Origin of the sequence: Piscinibacter sp. XHJ-5 (genome assembly GCF_029855045.1) — a bacterium.
GTDB lineage: Bacteria > Pseudomonadota > Gammaproteobacteria > Burkholderiales > Burkholderiaceae_C > Albitalea.
In genome coordinates this window covers 5,293,327-5,309,162 of sequence record NZ_CP123228.1, presented here as the reverse complement: position 1 = coordinate 5,309,162, position 15,836 = coordinate 5,293,327, and the positions used below count along the sequence as shown (strand labels likewise).

Sequence of the window (15,836 nt, the reverse complement as noted above, 5' to 3'; positions counted from 1 at the left end):
TGGACTACACATGACGCAAGGCATCCACGATGTTCATGCGCGCGGCGCGCGCGGCCGGCAGGATGGCCGACAGCGCGGCCACGATGACGAGTCCGATGGTGCTCGCCATGATCATCAGCGGCTCGCTGGCCACCCGCACCGCCAGCGCCACCGGCGAGATGCGGCCCGGCGGCGTCCAGGTGATGCCCATCGCGTTGATCGCCCAGCCCGCGAGGATGGCGACGACGATGCCCAGCAGCGCGCCCATCACGCCGAGCACCATGCCTTCGATGACGAACAGCGTGCGGATGCCGCCGCGCCGCAGCCCGATGGCCCTCAAGGTGCCGATCTCGGCAGTGCGCTCGACCACCGCCATGCTCATGGTGTTGCTCACCGTGAACAGCACGATGCCGCCGATCAGCACCGAGATGAAGCCGAAGATGGCCGAGAACATCGCCAGCGTCTGGCCGTAGAACGGGTTCAGCGTCTCGTAGTCGATGACCTCCAGCGGCTGCGCCTTCGCCGTCGACGCCAGCAGCGCCTCCAGGCGAGCGCGTGCCGCGGGCAGGTCGGCGGTGCGATGCAGCTGCAGCGCGATCGCGGTCACCTGCGGCTGCGCAGCGCCGAAGATCAGCTTCTGCGCCTGCGCGAGGTGGAGCGCGACGTAGACCTCGTCGAGCTCCTTGATGCCCTGGAACTCCGCGCGCAGCACGTTCACCGCCGCCACGTTGGGCGCGCCGTGCACGTTGGTGGCCAGGATCTCGATGCGCGCCGGCGCCGACGCGGCGGACGCGGCGGCCGGCGCGGCTTGGCCCGCAGCGAGCGCGGCGATGTCGTCCGGCAGCGCGGCGGCCTGGGCCGGCGCGCCGGCCGCCGGCGCGGACACGCAGTTCGGCACCTTCAGCGGCCCGCACAGCTGCAACACTCGCGCAACGCCGGTGCCGATGACCGCGCTGTCCGGCGGCGTGCCGGCCAGCGTCAGCGGGCGCGACAGCATGCGCAGCCCGTAGGCGTTCCACTGCCGCATGCGGTTCTGGTCCTCGGCGATGGTGCCGCTCGCATAGATCGTGCGCGACACGCCGGCCGCGAAGTTGCCGGCGATGCCGCCGAACTGCAGCGTCGGCGTCGCCACCAGGACCATCGGTGCGAGCACCGGATCCTTCTTCACCAGCGCGATCAGTCGCTCGTAGTCGCGGATGCCGTAGGCTGCCGGATTGCCGCTGCCGTACAGGAAGTAGTTCTTGTGCTGGATCTGCAGATGGCCGGTGAGGCGCACGAAGTCCGATTGCAGCGCGTAGTTGATGTCGCGGATGTAGCCGCCGAACAGCAGCACGGCGACCAGGCCGATCACCATCGCGAACAGCGTCATCAGCGAACGGCGGCGGTTGCGCAGCAGGTTGCGCAGGGCCAGCGACAGCGTCCTCACTCACCCGCCTCCTGCGGCGCATCGCGCCGCTCGATGGCGGTGATGCGTCCGTCGTGGATGTGCACCGCGTCGTCGGCCGCCTCGAGCACCTTGGGGTCGTGCGAGGAGAAGACGAAGGACACATGGTGCTCCTGCTGCATGCGGCGCATCAGCTCGATGATCTCGGTGCCGGTCTTGCTGTCGAGGTTGGCGGTCGGCTCGTCGGCGAGCACCAGTTGCGGCCGCCGCGCCAGCGCGCGCGCCACCGCCACGCGCTGGCGCTGGCCGCCCGAGAGCTGGCCCGGGCGATGGGCGGCGAAGTCCTGCAGGCCAACGGCCGCGAGAAGCTTGCGCACGCGCGCCTCGCGCCGGTCCTTCGGCATCCGGGCCAGCAGCAGCGGGTACTCGACGTTCTCGTAGGCCGTCAGCACCGGCAGCAGGTTGAAGTTCTGGAACACGAAGCCCAGCCTGCGCGCGCGAAAGTCGGACAGCGCATCGTCGCTCATCGTGTGCACCGGCTTGCCGCCCACCATGATGGTGCCGCGGTCGGGGCGGTCGATGCAGCCGATCAGGTTGAGCAGCGTCGTCTTGCCGCTGCCCGACGGGCCGGAGATGACGGTGAAGCGGTCGGGCAGGATCACCAGGTCGATGTCGACCAGCGCGGGCACGTCGACGGCATCGAGCCGGTAGGTGCGCGTCACGCCTTTCAGGACCACGGGATGCATCGAGGGTGCCCTTCGTGCCTCCTCGAACCCGGCCGGTGGCCGTCAGTTCGCTGCGAAGCAGTAGGTGAGCCCGGCGCCGCCGGTGGCCTTGAGCGCCTCCTGGCTGCACCCGCGCGTCGCGTGCGACGAGTTCCACGACTTGGCCGGCGGCGAATCGTCGAGGCCGGTGCGGTCATGGTGGCCGACGGTGGCCGCGCCTTCGCTGCTCGACGACGTCCAGTTGTTGCAGGTGGCATCGGTGGCGCGTCCGTCGGAGGTCGAGCCGGTCAGGATGTCGTGCATGCTGGGTGCGTCGCCGCTTCCGCTCACCGTGTCGCCCTTCTCGGTGAGGGCTGTTTGCTTGTTCAGGTTGTTGTTGCCGTGCAGCTCCTCGATGTTGTTGGCGACGACGATGCCCTTGGCGTTCTGCCACGGCCCGCTGCCGATGCGATCGCGCGCATTCACCGCCGCTGCACCCGCGGTGGCCGTGGTGCTGAGGTAGGCACGCCACGTGCGCTGGCCCGCGCCGGCGGCCGTCGCGAGCGTCTGGCAATGGCGATCGGCGCCGGCGAGCCCGCCGAGGTCGGCGCCGTTGCCCTTGCCGGTGCTGCTGACGAAAAAGCTCATCGTTCGATTCGACGCCGGGCCGCTGGTGGCCGCCGTCGTGGCCGAGGAGGAGGCGCCGGTCGTGGAGGTCCGCGGCGTCGTGGTCTGCGCGCAGGCGGCGATCGCCACCAGGAGCGCGGGACACAGCAACGCCAGGAGGGCCGGTGACTGCATGGAACTCTCCTCGGTGCAGGGTGTGTGGCATCCTCGGGCGGCCGCTGGAGGCGGTCAATCGGTGACCATGGCGAATGGCGGGTATTGGTGACGGTGCCTGTCCGGGTTCGATTGCATTCACCACCAACCTGCATCGCTTGCCATGAAGACGCTTTCCCGCTCGTTCGCCCTGTTGCTTCTCGTCGTCTCGCTGGGGGCCGCCGCCACCGGCACGCGCGCTCCCGCGCCGCCGCGTCCTGTCGCCCCCCGGGGTCCGCTCAGCGCGGAGGAGCTGAACAACATCGCGGTCTTCAAGGCCGCCTCGCCGTCGGTGGTCAACATCACGGCGCTGTCGGTCGGACGCGACTTCTTCTCGATGAACGTGCAGCAGGTGCCGCGCGGCACGGGCACCGGCTTCGTCTGGGACGATCGCGGTCACATCGTCACCAACTTCCACGTCATCCAGGGCGCCGATGCGGCGCGCGTCACGCTCTCGGACCAGACCAGCCACCGGGCGCAGCTCGTCGGCGTGTTCCCCGACCGCGACATCGCCGTGCTGCGCATCGAGGCGCCCAAGGCCAAGCTGCCGGCCATGTCGCTCGGCGCGAGCCGTGACCTGCAGGTGGGCCAGAAGGTCTACGCGATCGGCAACCCCTTCGGGCTGGACCAGACGCTGACCACCGGCATCGTCAGCGCGCTGAACCGGGAGATCGAATCCGTGACGCGCCGCACGATTCGCGGCGCGATCCAGACCGACGCGGCGATCAACCCGGGCAACTCCGGCGGCCCGCTGCTCGATTCGGCCGGGCGCGTGATCGGCGTCAACACCGCCATCTACAGCCCGTCGGGCGCCAGCGCGGGCATCGGCTTCGCGATTCCCATCGACGAGGTCAACCGCATCGTGCCGCGCCTGATCCGCGACGGCCGCATGGTGCGTCCGGCACTGGGCGTCACCGCCGGTCCCGAAGGCATGAGCCGCGCGCTGAACCTGCCCAAGGGCGTGCCGGTGGTGCGGGTCGCGCCCAACGGACCGGCGCAGGCCGCCGGCGTGCAGCCCTTCGCACGGGGCACCGAGGGCGGCATCGTGGCCGGCGACGTGATCACGGCCGTGAACGACGATGCGGTGACCGACTTCGACGACATGCTGACCGCGCTGGAGCGCTACAACCCGGGCGACAAGGTCACGGTGACGCTGTGGCGTGCGGGGAAAACCCGCAAACAGACGGCGACGCTGGCCGAATCCGACGAATAGCCGGCCCAATCTCCCGCTCCTCCGGCCTTTGAAAATCCTGCCGCGATCGACAGTGATGTCCTCTCAGGACACCACTTCGAACGCGTGCGCGCCCTCCCGACTCTCGCCTCCCTGGCCGCGCTGGCCTTCGCGGCCGTCGCCCAGGCCCATCCGCTCGTCGACAAGATCGTCAAGCAGCTCGAGGCCAGTCCGGCGAGCTGCTCGGCCGTGCCGGCTTCCCACCCCGAGCGACAGGTCATCGAGGCCGACATCGCGCGCTTCGTGCGCGTCGCGCCGGTGCCCGAAGGCGTGACCTTCCAGGTGCTCGACTGCGCCGACGACGGCTTCGTGCACCAGGGCAATGCCATTGTCATCAGCACTCGGCTGTCGCGCCTTGCGCCTTCCCAGCGCTTCTTCATCCTGGCCCACGAGCTGGGCCACGTCCACCTGCAGCACCATGCGGCCACGAGCAAGTTCGTCGCCCAGGCCGTGCAATCGGCGCGCGACGAGCGCAGCGCGCGCGCCAAGGTGCAATCCGGCCTCGCCGCGATGTCGCACCAGGCCGAGCTCGACGCCGATGCGTTCGCGGTGCAGCTGATGCGCGAAGCCGGTGTCGATGCGGAGCAGGCGGCGCGCCTGTTCGAGAGCATCGGCGAAGGCAAGGACAACGCGACCCATCCGTCGGCCGGCCGGCGGGCGAGGGCGATCCGCTCGCGGCTGTAGCCCGAGAGCTTCGCGGCACCCCTCACCCCGACCCTCTCCCGCTCGCGGGAGAGGGGGCAAGACAAGCGCTGCGGCCCTCTAGTCGAGCGTCACCCAGGCCGGCGCGTGGTCGCTCGGCTTGTCGCGTCCGCGCACGTCGCGGTCCACGCCGGCCGCTTGCAGGCGCGCGGCGGCCACCGGATTGAGCAGCAGGTGGTCGATGCGCAGGCCCGAGTTGCGCTCCCAGCGGTTGCGGAAGTAGTCCCAGAACGTGTACATCGGCTTGTCGGCGTGCAGCTTGTGGATGGCGTCGGTCCAGCCCTGGCTCAGCAGCTTCTGGTAGGCCGCGCGCGTTTCGGGCTGCAGCAGCGCGTCGTGCATCCACGACTTCGCCGAATAGATGTCATGCACCTCGTTGGTGGCGACGACGTTGTAGTCGCCGGCCAGGATCACCGGGCTCGGGCGCTCGCACAGCTCGGCGGCATGCGCGATCAGGCGGGCGAACCAGGCGAGCTTGTAGTCGAACTTGGGACCGGGCTGCGGGTTGCCGTTGGGCAGGTAGATCGAGGCGACGGTCCACTCGCCGACCTGGGCCTCCAGGTAGCGGCTGTGGGTGTCGTCCGGGTCGCCCGGCAGGCCGCGGCGGATCTCGTTGGGCGGCGTGTCGCGGGCGAGCACGGCCACACCGTTGAAGCCCTTCTGGCCGTGCCACACCGCGCCGTAGCCGGCGGCCTGGAACGCCATCTCGGGGAAGGTGGCGTCGGAGGTCTTGAGCTCCTGCAGGCAGGCCACGTCGGGCTTGGACTCCTCGAGCCACTCGAGGACGCGGGGCAGGCGGCTGGTGATGCCGTTGACGTTGAAGGTCGCGATTTTCATGGGGCGATCGTAGCGTCGATGCAGACCCCGTTGCGCCGTCTGCCGGCAGCGCTCAGCGCTTGCGGGCCAGCGTGATGCCGTCGCTGATCGCCACCATCGCGATGTCGATGCGCGCGTCGGCGTGCAGCTTGTCATTGAGCGCCTGCAGCGCGGCGGTGTCGGCATCCTGTGCGGGGCGGGCGACCGAGCCGCTCCACAGCACGTTGTCGATGGCGACCAGGCCGCCCGGGCGCAGCAGGCGCAGGCAGCGCTCGTAGTAGCCGTCGTAGCCGGTCTTGTCGGCATCGATGAAGGCGAAGTCGTACTGTCCGGCTTCGCCGGCGTCGAGCCGCGCGTCCAGCGTCTTCAGCGCCGGTCCGATCTGCACCTGGATCTTGTGCGCCACGCCGGCGGCCTGCCAGTGCGGCCGGCCCACGCGCACGTAGTCCTCGTTGATGTCGCAGGCCAGGACGCGGCCGTCCTCGGGCAGCGCCAGCGCGACGCACAGCGCGCTGTAGCCGGTGTAGACGCCGATCTCGATGGTGCGGCGCGCGCCGAGCAGGCGAACCAGCAGGGCCATGAGCTGGCCCTGGTCGGGCGAGATCTGCATGCCGGCGTGCGGCTGGTCCTGCGTGGCCTCTCGCAGCGCCACTTGCGCCGGATGCTCGCGCACCGAGTGGTCGAGCACGTAGCGGAAGAGGGTCTCGTCGAGCGGGAGAAATCGGCTGGGCATGCGGCAGAGTATCGGGGCTCGGGTTGTCCCCGGTGGGCGGCGGGTTTGTCGGGGTCGTCGCTTCGACCAGGTCAAGCCACCCGCGTCAACTCCATCACCCAGTTCGTCTCCCATGGCCCGCCTTCGAGCCTGAAGGCCTGCTCCCAGTGCGAGCTCTCGCTGCCGCGGATCCAGATGAAGCGCGCCTGCACCGGACGCCCGTCGTCGTCGTCGTCGCCGTAGAACTCGCCGCGCTCGCCGGCAAAGCCGCCATGCACCGGCGGGAAGAGGCGGCCGCTGCGGCTGTTGATCCAGTAGATCGACCATCGCCGCGCCTCGATGTCGAGCGTGCGCAGCGTGAGCCCGGAGAAGCCGCGGGTGGGGAAGTGGATCTCGTCGACGCTGACCAGGCCGTGCAGGTGGCTGAAGGCGTGGCTCGTCGCCGGGAATTCGTCCCAGTCGCTGCTGCCGACGTGGCGCTGCCTGAGGCGGCGGTTGCTGACGTTCCAGTGGCCGACGAGGAAATCGAAGTCGTGCGGGTGACCGATGAAGTCGTTGCTCATGTCGTGGCTCCTTGAATGAATGAGGGTGGCGCTCAGGCCTGCAGCGCCGATCGGTCCGTGGGGGCGAGGCGCAGCCGTTGCGCCGGCGCCGCGAGGCGCTCGCACCACGCCGACCAGGTCGTCGACCGGGCGAGCGCGGCCGCGTGCGAACGTTCGACCTCTGCGCTCCCGAAGCGCGCGAACCAGGCCATCACCTGCTCGCCTTCGCGCACCGGCAAACGCGGAAAGTTGTTGGGAGCGGACTCGGTGACCAGGCAGCTCAGCAGCTCGGCCCCGGCATCGCTCCACAGGGGCGCCATGGTGTGGCGCCAGACCTGCACCAGCGCATCGTCGGCGGGCGAACCCAGCGGGCACACGGTGGCGGTCACCAGCCCGGACGAGCGGACCGGCGCGGCGGCCGGCGCATCGAACGCCAGCGCGGGCCGCAGCAGCAGCACGTCGTCGCTGTCGATCATCGTCGCGTTGGCCGCATCGCGGTGCTGCTGCCACACCGGCCCGCCGTAGAAGGCGGCCAGCGACCGCGCCCGCGCCGGCATGTCGGCGAAGCCGCGCAGCCAGACGAAGCGGTCGGGGTCGTCGAGGTCGCGAAAGATCCCGGGCAGCTGCATGCCCAGTGCCAGCTGCGGCTCGATGAACTCGCGCTCGAACAGCGCGATCAGCGCGTCGCGCCGTCCTGGATGCAGGGTGTACTGGCGCAGCTCGATCACCGGCGGCCAGCCAGGCGAATGGTTCGACATGGACGATCTCCTTCAGGCAAGAGATCCCATGCTGCGCCGCATAGCCTGCCAAGCGATGTCAGGTTTTTCGGTGACACTGGCGTCGATGCGCGCGAGCCGGCTCCTGTCCCTGCTGATGCTGCTGCAAAGCCGCGGCCGCATGAGCGCGCAGGCGCTGGCCGAGCAGCTGGAGGTGTCGGTGCGCACCGTGTACCGCGACGTCGACGAGCTGAGTGCCTCGGGCGTGCCGGTATGGGCCGAGCACGGCCGCCATGGCGGCTTCGTGCTGCAGCCGGGCTGGCGCACGCGTGTCGACGGACTCACCGCCCGCGAAGCGCAGGCCATGTTCCTCGGCGGCCTGCCGGGACCGGCCGCGCAGCTCGGGCTCGGCGAAGCCATGGCCTCGGCGCAGCTCAAGCTGCTGGCCGCACTGCCGGCCGACTGGCGCGACGATGCGCACCGCGTCAGCTCGCGCTTCCACCTCGACCCGATCGACTGGTACCGCGGTCCCTCGGCCACCGACCACCTGCCGGCGATCGCCCAGGCCGTGTGGCGCGAGCGACGCATTGCCGTGCGCTACGAAAGCTGGAAGGGCGTGGTCGAGCGCACGCTGGAGCCGCTGGGCCTGGTGCTGAAGGCGGGCACCTGGTACCTCGCCGCCACGTCGGGCAAGGAGCCGCGCACCTATCGGCTGTCCAACATCCTCGAGCTCACGCTGACCGACGACGTCTTCGTGCGGCCGAAGACCTTCGACCTGGCGGGGTACTGGGCCGCGTCCACGAAGCGCTTCGAGGCCGAGCTCTATCGCGGCGAGGCGGTGGTGCGGGTGTCGCCGCGGGGCGTGAGGATGCTGCGGGGGTTGAGCGCGGCGGTGGCCGAGGCGGTCGACCGCGCTGCGGACGCCGCCGGCTCACGGGGATGGCGCGAGGTCACCATCCCCATCGAATCGATCGAGCACGCGGCGGGGCAACTGCTGCGCCTGGGCGCCGAAGTGCAGGTGATGGAGCCCGCCGCGCTGCGTCGCAGGATCGCCGACACCATCGCGGCGATGGCGTCGCTCTACGACTGAGCTCTCACTTTGCCGGGATCTCTTTCAGCCATGCGGCCATGCGCTGCGCGATCAGCTCGCCCGACGCGCCGCGCACGCCGCCGCCCCGGTCGAGGTGCACCATGGCGCGGATCTGATGCGTGACCCATTCGTCCGAGGCGATGAGCTGGTCCAGCTTCGCACTCTCGCCCTTGATGAGGAAGAACCCGTTGAGGTCGCCCCCGTGCGGATCGAGGAACACGGCCTCGAAGGACTGGATGGCGCCGTTGCGCTGCTGCGCCGCGAGGTACTCGCCGAAGGCCTGGAAATGCTCCGCGCTCATGCGCTCGCGGCCTGGCAGCGAACGATTCCAGCCGAAGAAGATGCAGTTCGAACTCATGGTGGTCTCCTTGGCCACGGAAGTGGCCTTTCAGGTATAGGCGAGACCGCCGCGATTCCAACCGGTCTTCATGCTCTCGGGACGAGCGCCAGCACGCCGGCCTTCAAACGGCCCCCCAGACCTCCTGCGCCGTCTCCACGATCAGCGCCAGCTTCGCCTTCTGCGCGTCCACCGCGATCTTGTTGCCGTGCACCGTGCTCGAGAAGCCGCATTGCGGCGACAGGCACAGCTGCTCCAGCGGCGCGTGGCGCGCAGCCTCGTCGATGCGCCGCTTCAGCTCGTCCTTGCTCTCCATCTCGCCGAACTTGGTCGTCACCAGCCCCAGCACCACGACCTTGCCCTTGGGCAGGTAGCGCAAGGGACGGAAGTCGCCCGAGCGATCGTCGTCGTATTCCATGAAGTACGCATCGAGGTGCATCTCGGCGAGCAGGGCTTCCGCCACCGGCTCGTAGTTGCCCTGGGCGGCGAAGGTGCTCTTGAAGTTGCCGCGGCACAGGTGCATGGCCAGCGTCATGCCCTCGGGCTTGTGCGCGACGACCTTGTTGATGAACTTCGCGTAGCGGTGCGGCAGCTCGTTGGGATCGTCGCCGCGCTGGCGCGCCGCCTCGCGCATCTTCTCGTCGCACAGGTAGGCCATGTTGGTGTCGTCGAGCTGCACGTATCGGCAGCCGGCGTCGTACAGCGACTGCAGCTCCTCGCCGTAGGCCTTGGCGACGTCGTCGTAGAACGCCGGCTCGAGTTCGGGATAGGCCTCGCGGCTGATGCCGGCGCGGCCGCCGCGAAAGTGAAGCATCGTGGGCGATGGGATCGTCACCTTGGGCGTGCGGCCGGCGGCAACCTGGCCCTTCAGGTACTCGAAGTCGGCGCGCTGGATGTCCTTCACGTGGCGCACCTTGCCGGTCACGCGCATCACCGGCGGCGCGAGCTCCTCGCTGCCATCGGGCTTGCGAATCGTCACCGGCTCCTCGGTCTGCACGCCGCCGAGCTGCTGCAGGAAGTCGATGTGGAAGTAGGTGCGGCGGAATTCGCCGTCGGTGATGCTCTGCAGGCCGACGTCCTGCTGCATCTTCACGACCTCGGCGATCGCGCGGTCCTCGACCTCACGCAGCTGCTCGCGCGTGATCTCGCCCTTCGCGGCCTGGTCGCGGGCCTGCAGCAGGTAGGCGGGACGCAGAAAACTGCCGACGTGGTCGGCGCGGAACGGGGGGGTGGTGCGGGTGCTCATCGGTCCTCCTGTGTCGTCAATCGATCATAGGTCTGCATACAGTCGCTGGCGCAAGCCTGCGGGTTTGTCCGAATCTTGGGCGGTTTTGGCGGCCCGTAGCATGCAAGCTGTATACAAAGCGTATCCAGCATGTCGTCGGTGATCGACACCCAGGAAGAGTCCGGCCTGTCGCAGACGGTGAAGGCGCAGTTGCGGCTGCGCGAGCTCATCGTCGGCGGCGAACTGCGGCCGGGACAGCGCATCGCCGAGCTCGCGCTGGTGGAGCGCATCGGCGTGTCGCGCACGCCGATCCGCATGGCGCTGGTGCGGCTGCAGGAGGAAGGCCTGCTCGACGCGCTGCCCGGCGGCGGCTTCGTCGTGAAGGACTTCTCCGAGGAGGACGTCCACGACGCGATCGAGCTGCGCGGCACGCTCGAAGGACTGGCCGCGCGCCTCGCGGCCGAGCGCGGTGTCGGCGCGGTGCTGGTCACCGAGGCGCGCGAGTGCATCGAGCGCATCGACGCGCTGCTCGCCGAGCCGGAGCTCAGCGAGGCCTCGTTCAGCGTCTACGTGCAGGAGAACAGCCGCCTGCACGACCTGCTGTCCGAGATGGCCGGCAGTGCGGTGGTGCAGCGCCAGCTCGAGCGCGTGAAGACGCTGCCCTTCGCCTCGCCGAGCGGCTTCGTGTTCGCCAGCGCGCTGAGCCCGCGCTCGCGCGACTCGCTGGTCGTCGCGCAGGCCCAGCACCGTGCGGTGATCGAGGCCATCGTGGCACGCGAAGGCACGCGGGCCGAGGCGGTGATGCGAGAGCACGCGCGCATCGCGCACAAGAACCTGCGTGAAGCGCTGCAAAGCCACAAGTCGCTGCAGAAGATTCCGGGCGCCAACCTGATCCGCCGGCGCACCCATCGCTGAATTTCGAAGACGAAAAGGAGACCCCATGCAACGCAGAACCCTCGTCGCGCTCTCGCTCGCGATGACCGCCGCGGCGCTGCCCGCCGCGGCCCAGGACACGGTGAAGATCGGCCTCATCCTGCCGATGACCGGCCCGTTCGCGTCCACCGGCCGGCAGATCGATGCCGCCGTCAAGCTGTACCTGGCGCAGAACGGCAGCACGGTGGCCGGCAAGAAGGTCGAGGTGATCCTGAAGGACGACGCCAGCGTGGCCGACACCACGCGCCGCATCGCGCAGGAGCTGGTGGTCAACGACAAGGTCGCGGTGCTCGCCGGGTTCGGCCTCACGCCGCTGGCGCTGGCCACCGCCCCCATCGCCACGCAGGCCAAGACGCCCATGGTCGTGATGGCGGCGGCCACGTCGAGCATCACCGAGGCGTCGCCCTACATCGTGCGCACGAGCTTCACCTTGCCGCAGGTTACGCTGGGCATCGCCGAGTGGGCCGCGAAGAACAAGATCAAGAAGGCCGCGACGCTGGTCACCGACTACGGGCCGGGCATCGATGCCGAGAAGACTTTCAAGGACCGCTTCGTCCTCAACGGCGGACAGATCGTCACCGAGGTGCGCGTGCCGCTGCGCAACCCCGACTTCGCGCCCTTCCTGCAGCGCGTGCGCGACTCCGGCGCCGATGCGCTGTTCACCTTCGTGCCGTCGGGCGTCGGATCGGCGCTGATGAAGCAGTTCGCCGAGCGCGGCCTCGACAAGGCGGGCATCCGGCTCATCGCCACCGGCGACGTGACCGATGACGACATCCTCAACGACATGGGCGACGTGGCGCTCGGCGTCGTCACCTCGCACCACTACTCGGCCGCGCACAAGAGCGCGCTGAACCAGAAGTTCGTCGAGGCCTTCGGCAAGGCCAACAAGGGCATGCGGCCCAACTTCATGGGCGTCGGCGGCTACGACGGCATGCGGGTGATCATGGAAGGCCTGAAGGCAAGCAAGGGCGCCGGCGGCGAGGCGCTGCTCAACGCCATGAAGGGCCAGGTGTTCGAAAGCCCGCGCGGCCCGGTGCTGATCGACGCCCAGACGCGTGACATCGTGCAGGACGTGTACATCCGCAAGGTCGAGCGGGTGAACGGGCAGCTCTACAACGTCGAGTTCGAGACACAGAAGGGTGTGAAGGATCCGGGCAAGGCGAAGTGATGGGTGTTTGCCCTCACCCCAATCCTCTCCCGCTTGCGGGAGAGGGAGTCGTTCCTCTCCCTATCCCGCAAGCGGGAGAGGGCCGGGGTGAGGGCCGATGCTGACCCTCCTCTTCGACGGCATCGCCTACGGCATGCTGCTGTTCGTGCTGGCCGTCGGGCTGGCGGTGACGCTCGGGCTGATGAACTTCATCAACCTCGCGCACGGCGCGTTCGCGATGGCCGGCGGCTACGCCACCGTGCTGCTGATGGACCGCGCCGGCGTGCCGTTCCTGGCCACGCTGCCGATCGCGTTCGCGCTGGCGGCCGGCGCCGGTGCCCTGCTGGAGCGCACGCTGTACCGCCCGATGTACGGCAAGCCGCACCTCGACCAGGTGCTGTTCTCGATCGGCCTCGTCTTCATGGCCGTGGCCGCGGTCGACTACCTGATCGGGTCGCAGCAGCAGATCGTCAAGCTGCCGGCGTTCCTGTCGGGGCGCTTCGACCTCGCGGCCGTCGGCATCGGCAAGTACCGGCTCTTCATCATCGTGCTGTGCGCGCTGCTCACGGTGGCGCTGCAGCTGGTGCTCAGCCGCACCCGCTTCGGCAGCCGGCTGCGCGCGGCGGTCGACGATCCGCGTGTGGCCTCGGGGCTGGGCATCAACGTCAACCGCGTGTTCCTGCTCACCTTCGCGGTCGGCTCGGGCCTCGCCGGCCTGGGCGGGGCGCTGGGCGCCGAAGTGCTCGGGCTGGACCCGACGTTCCCGCTCAAGTTCATGATCTATTTCCTGATCGTCGTCTCGGTCGGCGGCACCAGCACCATCACCGGCCCCCTGCTCGCCGCGCTGCTGCTGGGCATCGCCGACGTGCTCGGCAAGTACTACGCGCCCAAGCTCGGCGCTTTCATCGTCTACACGCTGATGATCGTCATCCTGCTGTGGCGGCCGCAGGGGCTGTTCGTGCGCAAGGGCGCCCGATGAGCCAGGTGTCGGGCCGCCCGTCGATGAGCGTCCTGCAGGCGCTCGCCGCCCATTCCCGCTGGCGCGGCTGGGAGATCGCGCTGTTCGCCGCGCTCGCGCTGTCCTGGTTCGTGCTGCCGGAGCACGCGCTGCTGGCCAACGAGATCGCCCTGCTGGCGCTGTTCGCGGTGTCGCTGGACCTCATCCTCGGCTACGCGGGCATCGTCTCGCTGGGGCATGCCGCCTTCTTCGGCGTGGGCGCCTACGCGGCCGCGCTGTTCGCCAAGCACGTCATGCCCGATCCGCTGGTCGGCCTGGTCTTCGCGGTGGCGGTGGCATCGCTGCTGGGCCTGCTGACGAGCGCGCTCATCCTGCGCGGCTCGGATCTCACGCGGCTGATGGTCACGCTGGGCGTCGCCTCGCTGCTGTACGAGCTGGCCAACCGCCTCGACCAGTGGACCGGCGGCGCCGACGGCCTGCAAGGCGTGACCATGGCGCCGCTGCTGGGCCGGTTCGACTGGGATCTGCAGGGCCGCACCGCGTATGCCTACACGCTCGTCGTGCTGCTGCTCGCGCTGTTCGCCTGCCGCCGTCTCGTGCATTCGCCGTTCGGCGTGTCGCTGCAGGCGCTGCGCGACAACCGGCTGCGCGCCTCGGCGATCGGGCTGTCGGTGAATGCGCGGCTGGTGGCCATCTACACGATCGCCGGCGGCATCGCGGGCGCGGCCGGCGCCCTGCTCGCGCAGACCACCGGCTTCGCGTCGCTCGACGTGCTCGACTTCCACCGCAGCGCGGACGTGCTGCTGGTGCTGGTGATCGGCGGCACCGGCTATCTCTACGGCGGCCTGTTGGGAGCGATCGCGTTCAAGCTGCTGCACGATCTCATCGCCGCGTGGACGCCGCAGTACTGGACCTTCTGGATCGGGCTGTTCCTCGTCGTGCTGGTGCTGGTGGGGCGCGACCGGCTGCTCAAGCCGTGGACCTGGCGGGCCGCGCGATGACGGTGGTGCTCGAGACCCATTCGCTCGTCAAGCGCTTCGGCGGGCTCGTCGCGACCAACGAGGTGTCGATCAAGGTGGAGCGCGGCGCACGCCACGCCCTGATCGGGCCCAACGGCGCCGGCAAGACCACGCTGATCAACCTGCTGACCGGCGTGATCGAGCCGACCTCCGGGCGCATCGTGCTCGAGGGCGAGGACATCACCTCGACGCCGGCGCACCGCCGCGTCGGCCGCGGCCTGGTCCGCACCTTCCAGATCAACCAGCTCTTCGGCGAGCTGACGCCGCTGCAATCGCTGGCGCTGACGGTGGCGCAGCGCCTGAAGCACAGCGCGCGCTGGTGGCAGCCGCTGGGCCGCGATCCGGCGGTGGCCGAGGCCTGCGAGAAGCTTCTCGCCGAGTTCCATCTCACCGACGTGATGCACCAGCGCACGGCGGTCCTTCCGTACGGCAAGCGCCGGCTGCTCGAGATCGCGTTGGCGATCGCGGGCGAGCCGCGCGTGCTGCTGCTCGACGAGCCCGCGGCCGGCGTCCCCGAGGGCGAGCGGCAGGAGATCTTCGACAGCCTGGCGCGCCTGCCGGCCGACGTGTCGGTGGTGCTGATCGAGCACGACATGGACCTGGTCTTCAACTTCGCCAGGCAGGTGACGGTGCTGGTGAACGGCACGGTGTTCGCCGAAGGCGACGTCGCGAGCATCTCGGTCGACCCGCGGGTGAAGGCGGTGTACCTCGGCGAAGGACAAGCGGGCCATGGCTGAGCTGTTGAAGGTCGAAGGCCTGGAGGCCGGCTACGGCGAGGCGGTCGTGCTCAACGGGATCACGCTCGAGCTGCCGGCCGGCGAATCGATGGCGCTGCTGGGGCGCAATGGCACCGGCAAGACGACGCTGATCAACACGCTCGTCGGCGTGACGCGCCGCCATGCCGGGCGGATCTGGCTCGGCGGGCGCGAGATCACCGCGCTGCCGCCCTTCCGGCGCGCCGAGGCCGGCATCGGCTGGGTGCCGCAGGAGCGCAACATCTTCAAGTCGCTGACGGTCGAGGAGAACCTGACCGCCGTGGCGCGCCCCGGTCCGTGGGACCTGAAGCGCGTCTACGAGATGTTCCCGCGCCTGGCCGAGCGCCGCGCCAACATGGGCACGCAGCTGTCCGGGGGCGAGCAGCAGATGCTCGCCGTGGCGCGCGCGCTGGTGCTCAATCCGCGGCTGCTGCTGCTCGACGAGCCGCTCGAGGGGCTGGCGCCCATCATCGTCGAGGAGCTGCTGCGCTCGATCGCACGCGTGGTGCGCGACGAGGGACTGTCGGCGGTGATCGTCGAGCAGAACCCGAAGCTCGTTCTCGGCATGACCGAGCGCGTGGTCGTGCTCGATCGCGGCAGCGTCGCGCATGCCGGGCCCAGCGAGGCGCTGGCGAGGGACGCGCAGACGCTGGAACGACTGCTTGCCGTGGCGCGTTCGTAGTCACGCCGACCCTCGTGCTCTCTCTTCCGCTCGCGGGAGAGATTGATGTGGCGCGCGTCACCGACTTGTTGCCCCGGAACCGGAT

At 69.6% G+C, this 15,836-nt stretch carries 18 protein-coding genes; 9 read left to right on the top strand and 9 right to left on the bottom strand.

The window, feature by feature from the left end; genetic code table 11:
- Positions 1-4: 4 nt before the first annotated feature.
- The 3 genes from P7V53_RS25065 to P7V53_RS25055 are packed head-to-tail and all read right to left on the bottom strand — an operon-like array spanning position 5 to position 2,715.
- Positions 5-1,405, bottom strand: a complete 1,401-nt coding sequence (locus tag P7V53_RS25065) for an FtsX-like permease family protein (RefSeq protein WP_280152212.1) — start codon at positions 1,403-1,405, stop codon at positions 5-7.
- Positions 1,402-2,109 (bottom strand): ABC transporter ATP-binding protein, encoded by a 708-nt coding sequence (locus tag P7V53_RS25060; RefSeq protein WP_280152211.1) that lies wholly within the window; start codon positions 2,107-2,109, stop codon positions 1,402-1,404. Before P7V53_RS25060 ends, P7V53_RS25065 begins: the two co-directional genes overlap by 4 nt.
- A 42-nt stretch (positions 2,110-2,151) precedes the next feature.
- Positions 2,152-2,715 carry a hypothetical protein gene (locus P7V53_RS25055; RefSeq protein ID WP_280156612.1) on the bottom strand — a complete coding sequence of 188 codons (564 nt, stop codon included), beginning with the start codon at positions 2,713-2,715 and terminating at the stop codon, positions 2,152-2,154.
- A gap of 295 nt (positions 2,716-3,010) precedes the next feature.
- On the opposite strand from P7V53_RS25055, the gene P7V53_RS25050 reads away from it, so the two are divergent.
- Both P7V53_RS25050 and P7V53_RS25045 read left to right on the top strand, forming a co-directional pair.
- A complete protein-coding gene (locus P7V53_RS25050; protein WP_280152210.1) occupies positions 3,011-4,099 on the top strand; it encodes a trypsin-like peptidase domain-containing protein in 1,089 nt (362 codons plus the stop codon).
- An 84-nt stretch (positions 4,100-4,183) separates the two neighbouring features.
- Positions 4,184-4,801: a M48 family metalloprotease gene (locus tag P7V53_RS25045; protein ID WP_280152209.1), complete on the top strand. Its 618-nt coding sequence runs from the start codon at positions 4,184-4,186 to the stop codon at positions 4,799-4,801.
- 78 nt (positions 4,802-4,879) lie between these two features.
- Here P7V53_RS25045 and xth read toward each other — a convergent pair whose 3' ends face one another.
- The 4 genes from xth to P7V53_RS25025 form a co-directional block, all read right to left on the bottom strand.
- Entirely contained in the window at positions 4,880-5,656 is a 777-nt protein-coding gene (xth, locus tag P7V53_RS25040; protein ID WP_280152208.1) for an exodeoxyribonuclease III, read from the bottom strand.
- A gap of 52 nt (positions 5,657-5,708) precedes the next feature.
- Positions 5,709-6,368: a class I SAM-dependent methyltransferase gene (locus tag P7V53_RS25035; protein WP_280152207.1), complete on the bottom strand. Its 660-nt coding sequence runs from the start codon at positions 6,366-6,368 to the stop codon at positions 5,709-5,711.
- A 71-nt stretch (positions 6,369-6,439) separates the two neighbouring features.
- A complete protein-coding gene (locus tag P7V53_RS25030; protein WP_280152206.1) occupies positions 6,440-6,910 on the bottom strand; it encodes a hypothetical protein in 471 nt (156 codons plus the stop codon).
- A 32-nt stretch (positions 6,911-6,942) separates the two neighbouring features.
- Complete coding sequence (locus tag P7V53_RS25025) at positions 6,943-7,647, bottom strand: NIPSNAP family protein (protein WP_280152205.1); 705 nt, start codon at positions 7,645-7,647, stop codon at positions 6,943-6,945.
- A gap of 85 nt (positions 7,648-7,732) precedes the next feature.
- Between P7V53_RS25025 and P7V53_RS25020 the strand changes: the two genes are divergently transcribed.
- Positions 7,733-8,695 (top strand): WYL domain-containing protein, encoded by a 963-nt coding sequence (locus P7V53_RS25020; protein WP_280152204.1) that lies wholly within the window; start codon positions 7,733-7,735, stop codon positions 8,693-8,695.
- A gap of 4 nt (positions 8,696-8,699) precedes the next feature.
- Here P7V53_RS25020 and P7V53_RS25015 read toward each other — a convergent pair whose 3' ends face one another.
- A complete protein-coding gene (locus tag P7V53_RS25015; protein WP_280152203.1) occupies positions 8,700-9,053 on the bottom strand; it encodes a hypothetical protein in 354 nt (117 codons plus the stop codon).
- A gap of 103 nt (positions 9,054-9,156) precedes the next feature.
- Positions 9,157-10,278 carry a 5-methyltetrahydropteroyltriglutamate--homocysteine S-methyltransferase gene (locus tag P7V53_RS25010; protein WP_280152202.1) on the bottom strand — a complete coding sequence of 374 codons (1,122 nt, stop codon included), beginning with the start codon at positions 10,276-10,278 and terminating at the stop codon, positions 9,157-9,159.
- A gap of 129 nt (positions 10,279-10,407) precedes the next feature.
- Between P7V53_RS25010 and P7V53_RS25005 the strand changes: the two genes are divergently transcribed.
- The 6 genes from P7V53_RS25005 (at position 10,408) to P7V53_RS24980 (ending at position 15,751) form a co-directional block, all read left to right on the top strand.
- Positions 10,408-11,172, top strand: a complete 765-nt coding sequence (locus P7V53_RS25005) for a GntR family transcriptional regulator (RefSeq protein WP_280152201.1) — start codon at positions 10,408-10,410, stop codon at positions 11,170-11,172.
- Positions 11,173-11,197: 25 nt separating this feature from the next.
- On the top strand, positions 11,198-12,358 hold the full coding sequence (locus P7V53_RS25000; protein WP_280152200.1) for an ABC transporter substrate-binding protein: 1,161 nt from the start codon (positions 11,198-11,200) through the stop codon (positions 12,356-12,358).
- Positions 12,359-12,455: 97 nt separating this feature from the next.
- Positions 12,456-13,316 (top strand): branched-chain amino acid ABC transporter permease, encoded by an 861-nt coding sequence (locus P7V53_RS24995; protein ID WP_280152199.1) that lies wholly within the window; start codon positions 12,456-12,458, stop codon positions 13,314-13,316.
- On the top strand, positions 13,313-14,296 hold the full coding sequence (locus P7V53_RS24990; protein WP_280152198.1) for a branched-chain amino acid ABC transporter permease: 984 nt from the start codon (positions 13,313-13,315) through the stop codon (positions 14,294-14,296). The genes P7V53_RS24995 and P7V53_RS24990 overlap by 4 nt, the downstream gene beginning before the upstream one ends.
- Positions 14,293-15,051, top strand: a complete 759-nt coding sequence (locus P7V53_RS24985; protein ID WP_280156611.1) for an ABC transporter ATP-binding protein — start codon at positions 14,293-14,295, stop codon at positions 15,049-15,051. The genes P7V53_RS24990 and P7V53_RS24985 overlap by 4 nt, the downstream gene beginning before the upstream one ends.
- Positions 15,044-15,751: an ABC transporter ATP-binding protein gene (locus tag P7V53_RS24980; RefSeq protein WP_280152197.1), complete on the top strand. Its 708-nt coding sequence runs from the start codon at positions 15,044-15,046 to the stop codon at positions 15,749-15,751. Before P7V53_RS24985 ends, P7V53_RS24980 begins: the two co-directional genes overlap by 8 nt.
- The last annotated feature ends 85 nt before the right edge of the window (positions 15,752-15,836 follow it).

Excerpts from the sequence above, each read along its gene's own strand:
- P7V53_RS25060 (WP_280152211.1), bottom strand. The coding sequence starts at position 2,109 with ATGCATCCCGTGGTCCTGAAAGGCGTGACGCGCACCTACCGGCTCGAT.
- xth (WP_280152208.1), bottom strand. The coding sequence starts at position 5,656 with ATGAAAATCGCGACCTTCAACGTCAACGGCATCACCAGCCGCCTGCCC.
- P7V53_RS25050 (WP_280152210.1), top strand. The coding sequence starts at position 3,011 with ATGAAGACGCTTTCCCGCTCGTTCGCCCTGTTGCTTCTCGTCGTCTCG.
- P7V53_RS25020 (WP_280152204.1), top strand. The coding sequence starts at position 7,733 with ATGCGCGCGAGCCGGCTCCTGTCCCTGCTGATGCTGCTGCAAAGCCGC.
- P7V53_RS25030 (WP_280152206.1), bottom strand. The coding sequence starts at position 6,910 with ATGAGCAACGACTTCATCGGTCACCCGCACGACTTCGATTTCCTCGTC.
- P7V53_RS24995 (WP_280152199.1), top strand. The coding sequence starts at position 12,456 with ATGCTGACCCTCCTCTTCGACGGCATCGCCTACGGCATGCTGCTGTTC.
- P7V53_RS25005 (WP_280152201.1), top strand. The coding sequence starts at position 10,408 with ATGTCGTCGGTGATCGACACCCAGGAAGAGTCCGGCCTGTCGCAGACG.
- P7V53_RS25010 (WP_280152202.1), bottom strand. The coding sequence starts at position 10,278 with ATGAGCACCCGCACCACCCCCCCGTTCCGCGCCGACCACGTCGGCAGT.
- P7V53_RS24980 (WP_280152197.1), top strand. The coding sequence starts at position 15,044 with ATGGCTGAGCTGTTGAAGGTCGAAGGCCTGGAGGCCGGCTACGGCGAG.
- P7V53_RS25055 (WP_280156612.1), bottom strand. The coding sequence starts at position 2,715 with ATGAGCTTTTTCGTCAGCAGCACCGGCAAGGGCAACGGCGCCGACCTC.
- P7V53_RS24985 (WP_280156611.1), top strand. The coding sequence starts at position 14,293 with ATGACGGTGGTGCTCGAGACCCATTCGCTCGTCAAGCGCTTCGGCGGG.
- P7V53_RS25015 (WP_280152203.1), bottom strand. The coding sequence starts at position 9,053 with ATGAGTTCGAACTGCATCTTCTTCGGCTGGAATCGTTCGCTGCCAGGC.
- P7V53_RS25035 (WP_280152207.1), bottom strand. The coding sequence starts at position 6,368 with ATGCCCAGCCGATTTCTCCCGCTCGACGAGACCCTCTTCCGCTACGTG.
- P7V53_RS24990 (WP_280152198.1), top strand. The coding sequence starts at position 13,313 with ATGAGCCAGGTGTCGGGCCGCCCGTCGATGAGCGTCCTGCAGGCGCTC.
- P7V53_RS25000 (WP_280152200.1), top strand. The coding sequence starts at position 11,198 with ATGCAACGCAGAACCCTCGTCGCGCTCTCGCTCGCGATGACCGCCGCG.
- P7V53_RS25025 (WP_280152205.1), bottom strand. The coding sequence starts at position 7,647 with ATGTCGAACCATTCGCCTGGCTGGCCGCCGGTGATCGAGCTGCGCCAG.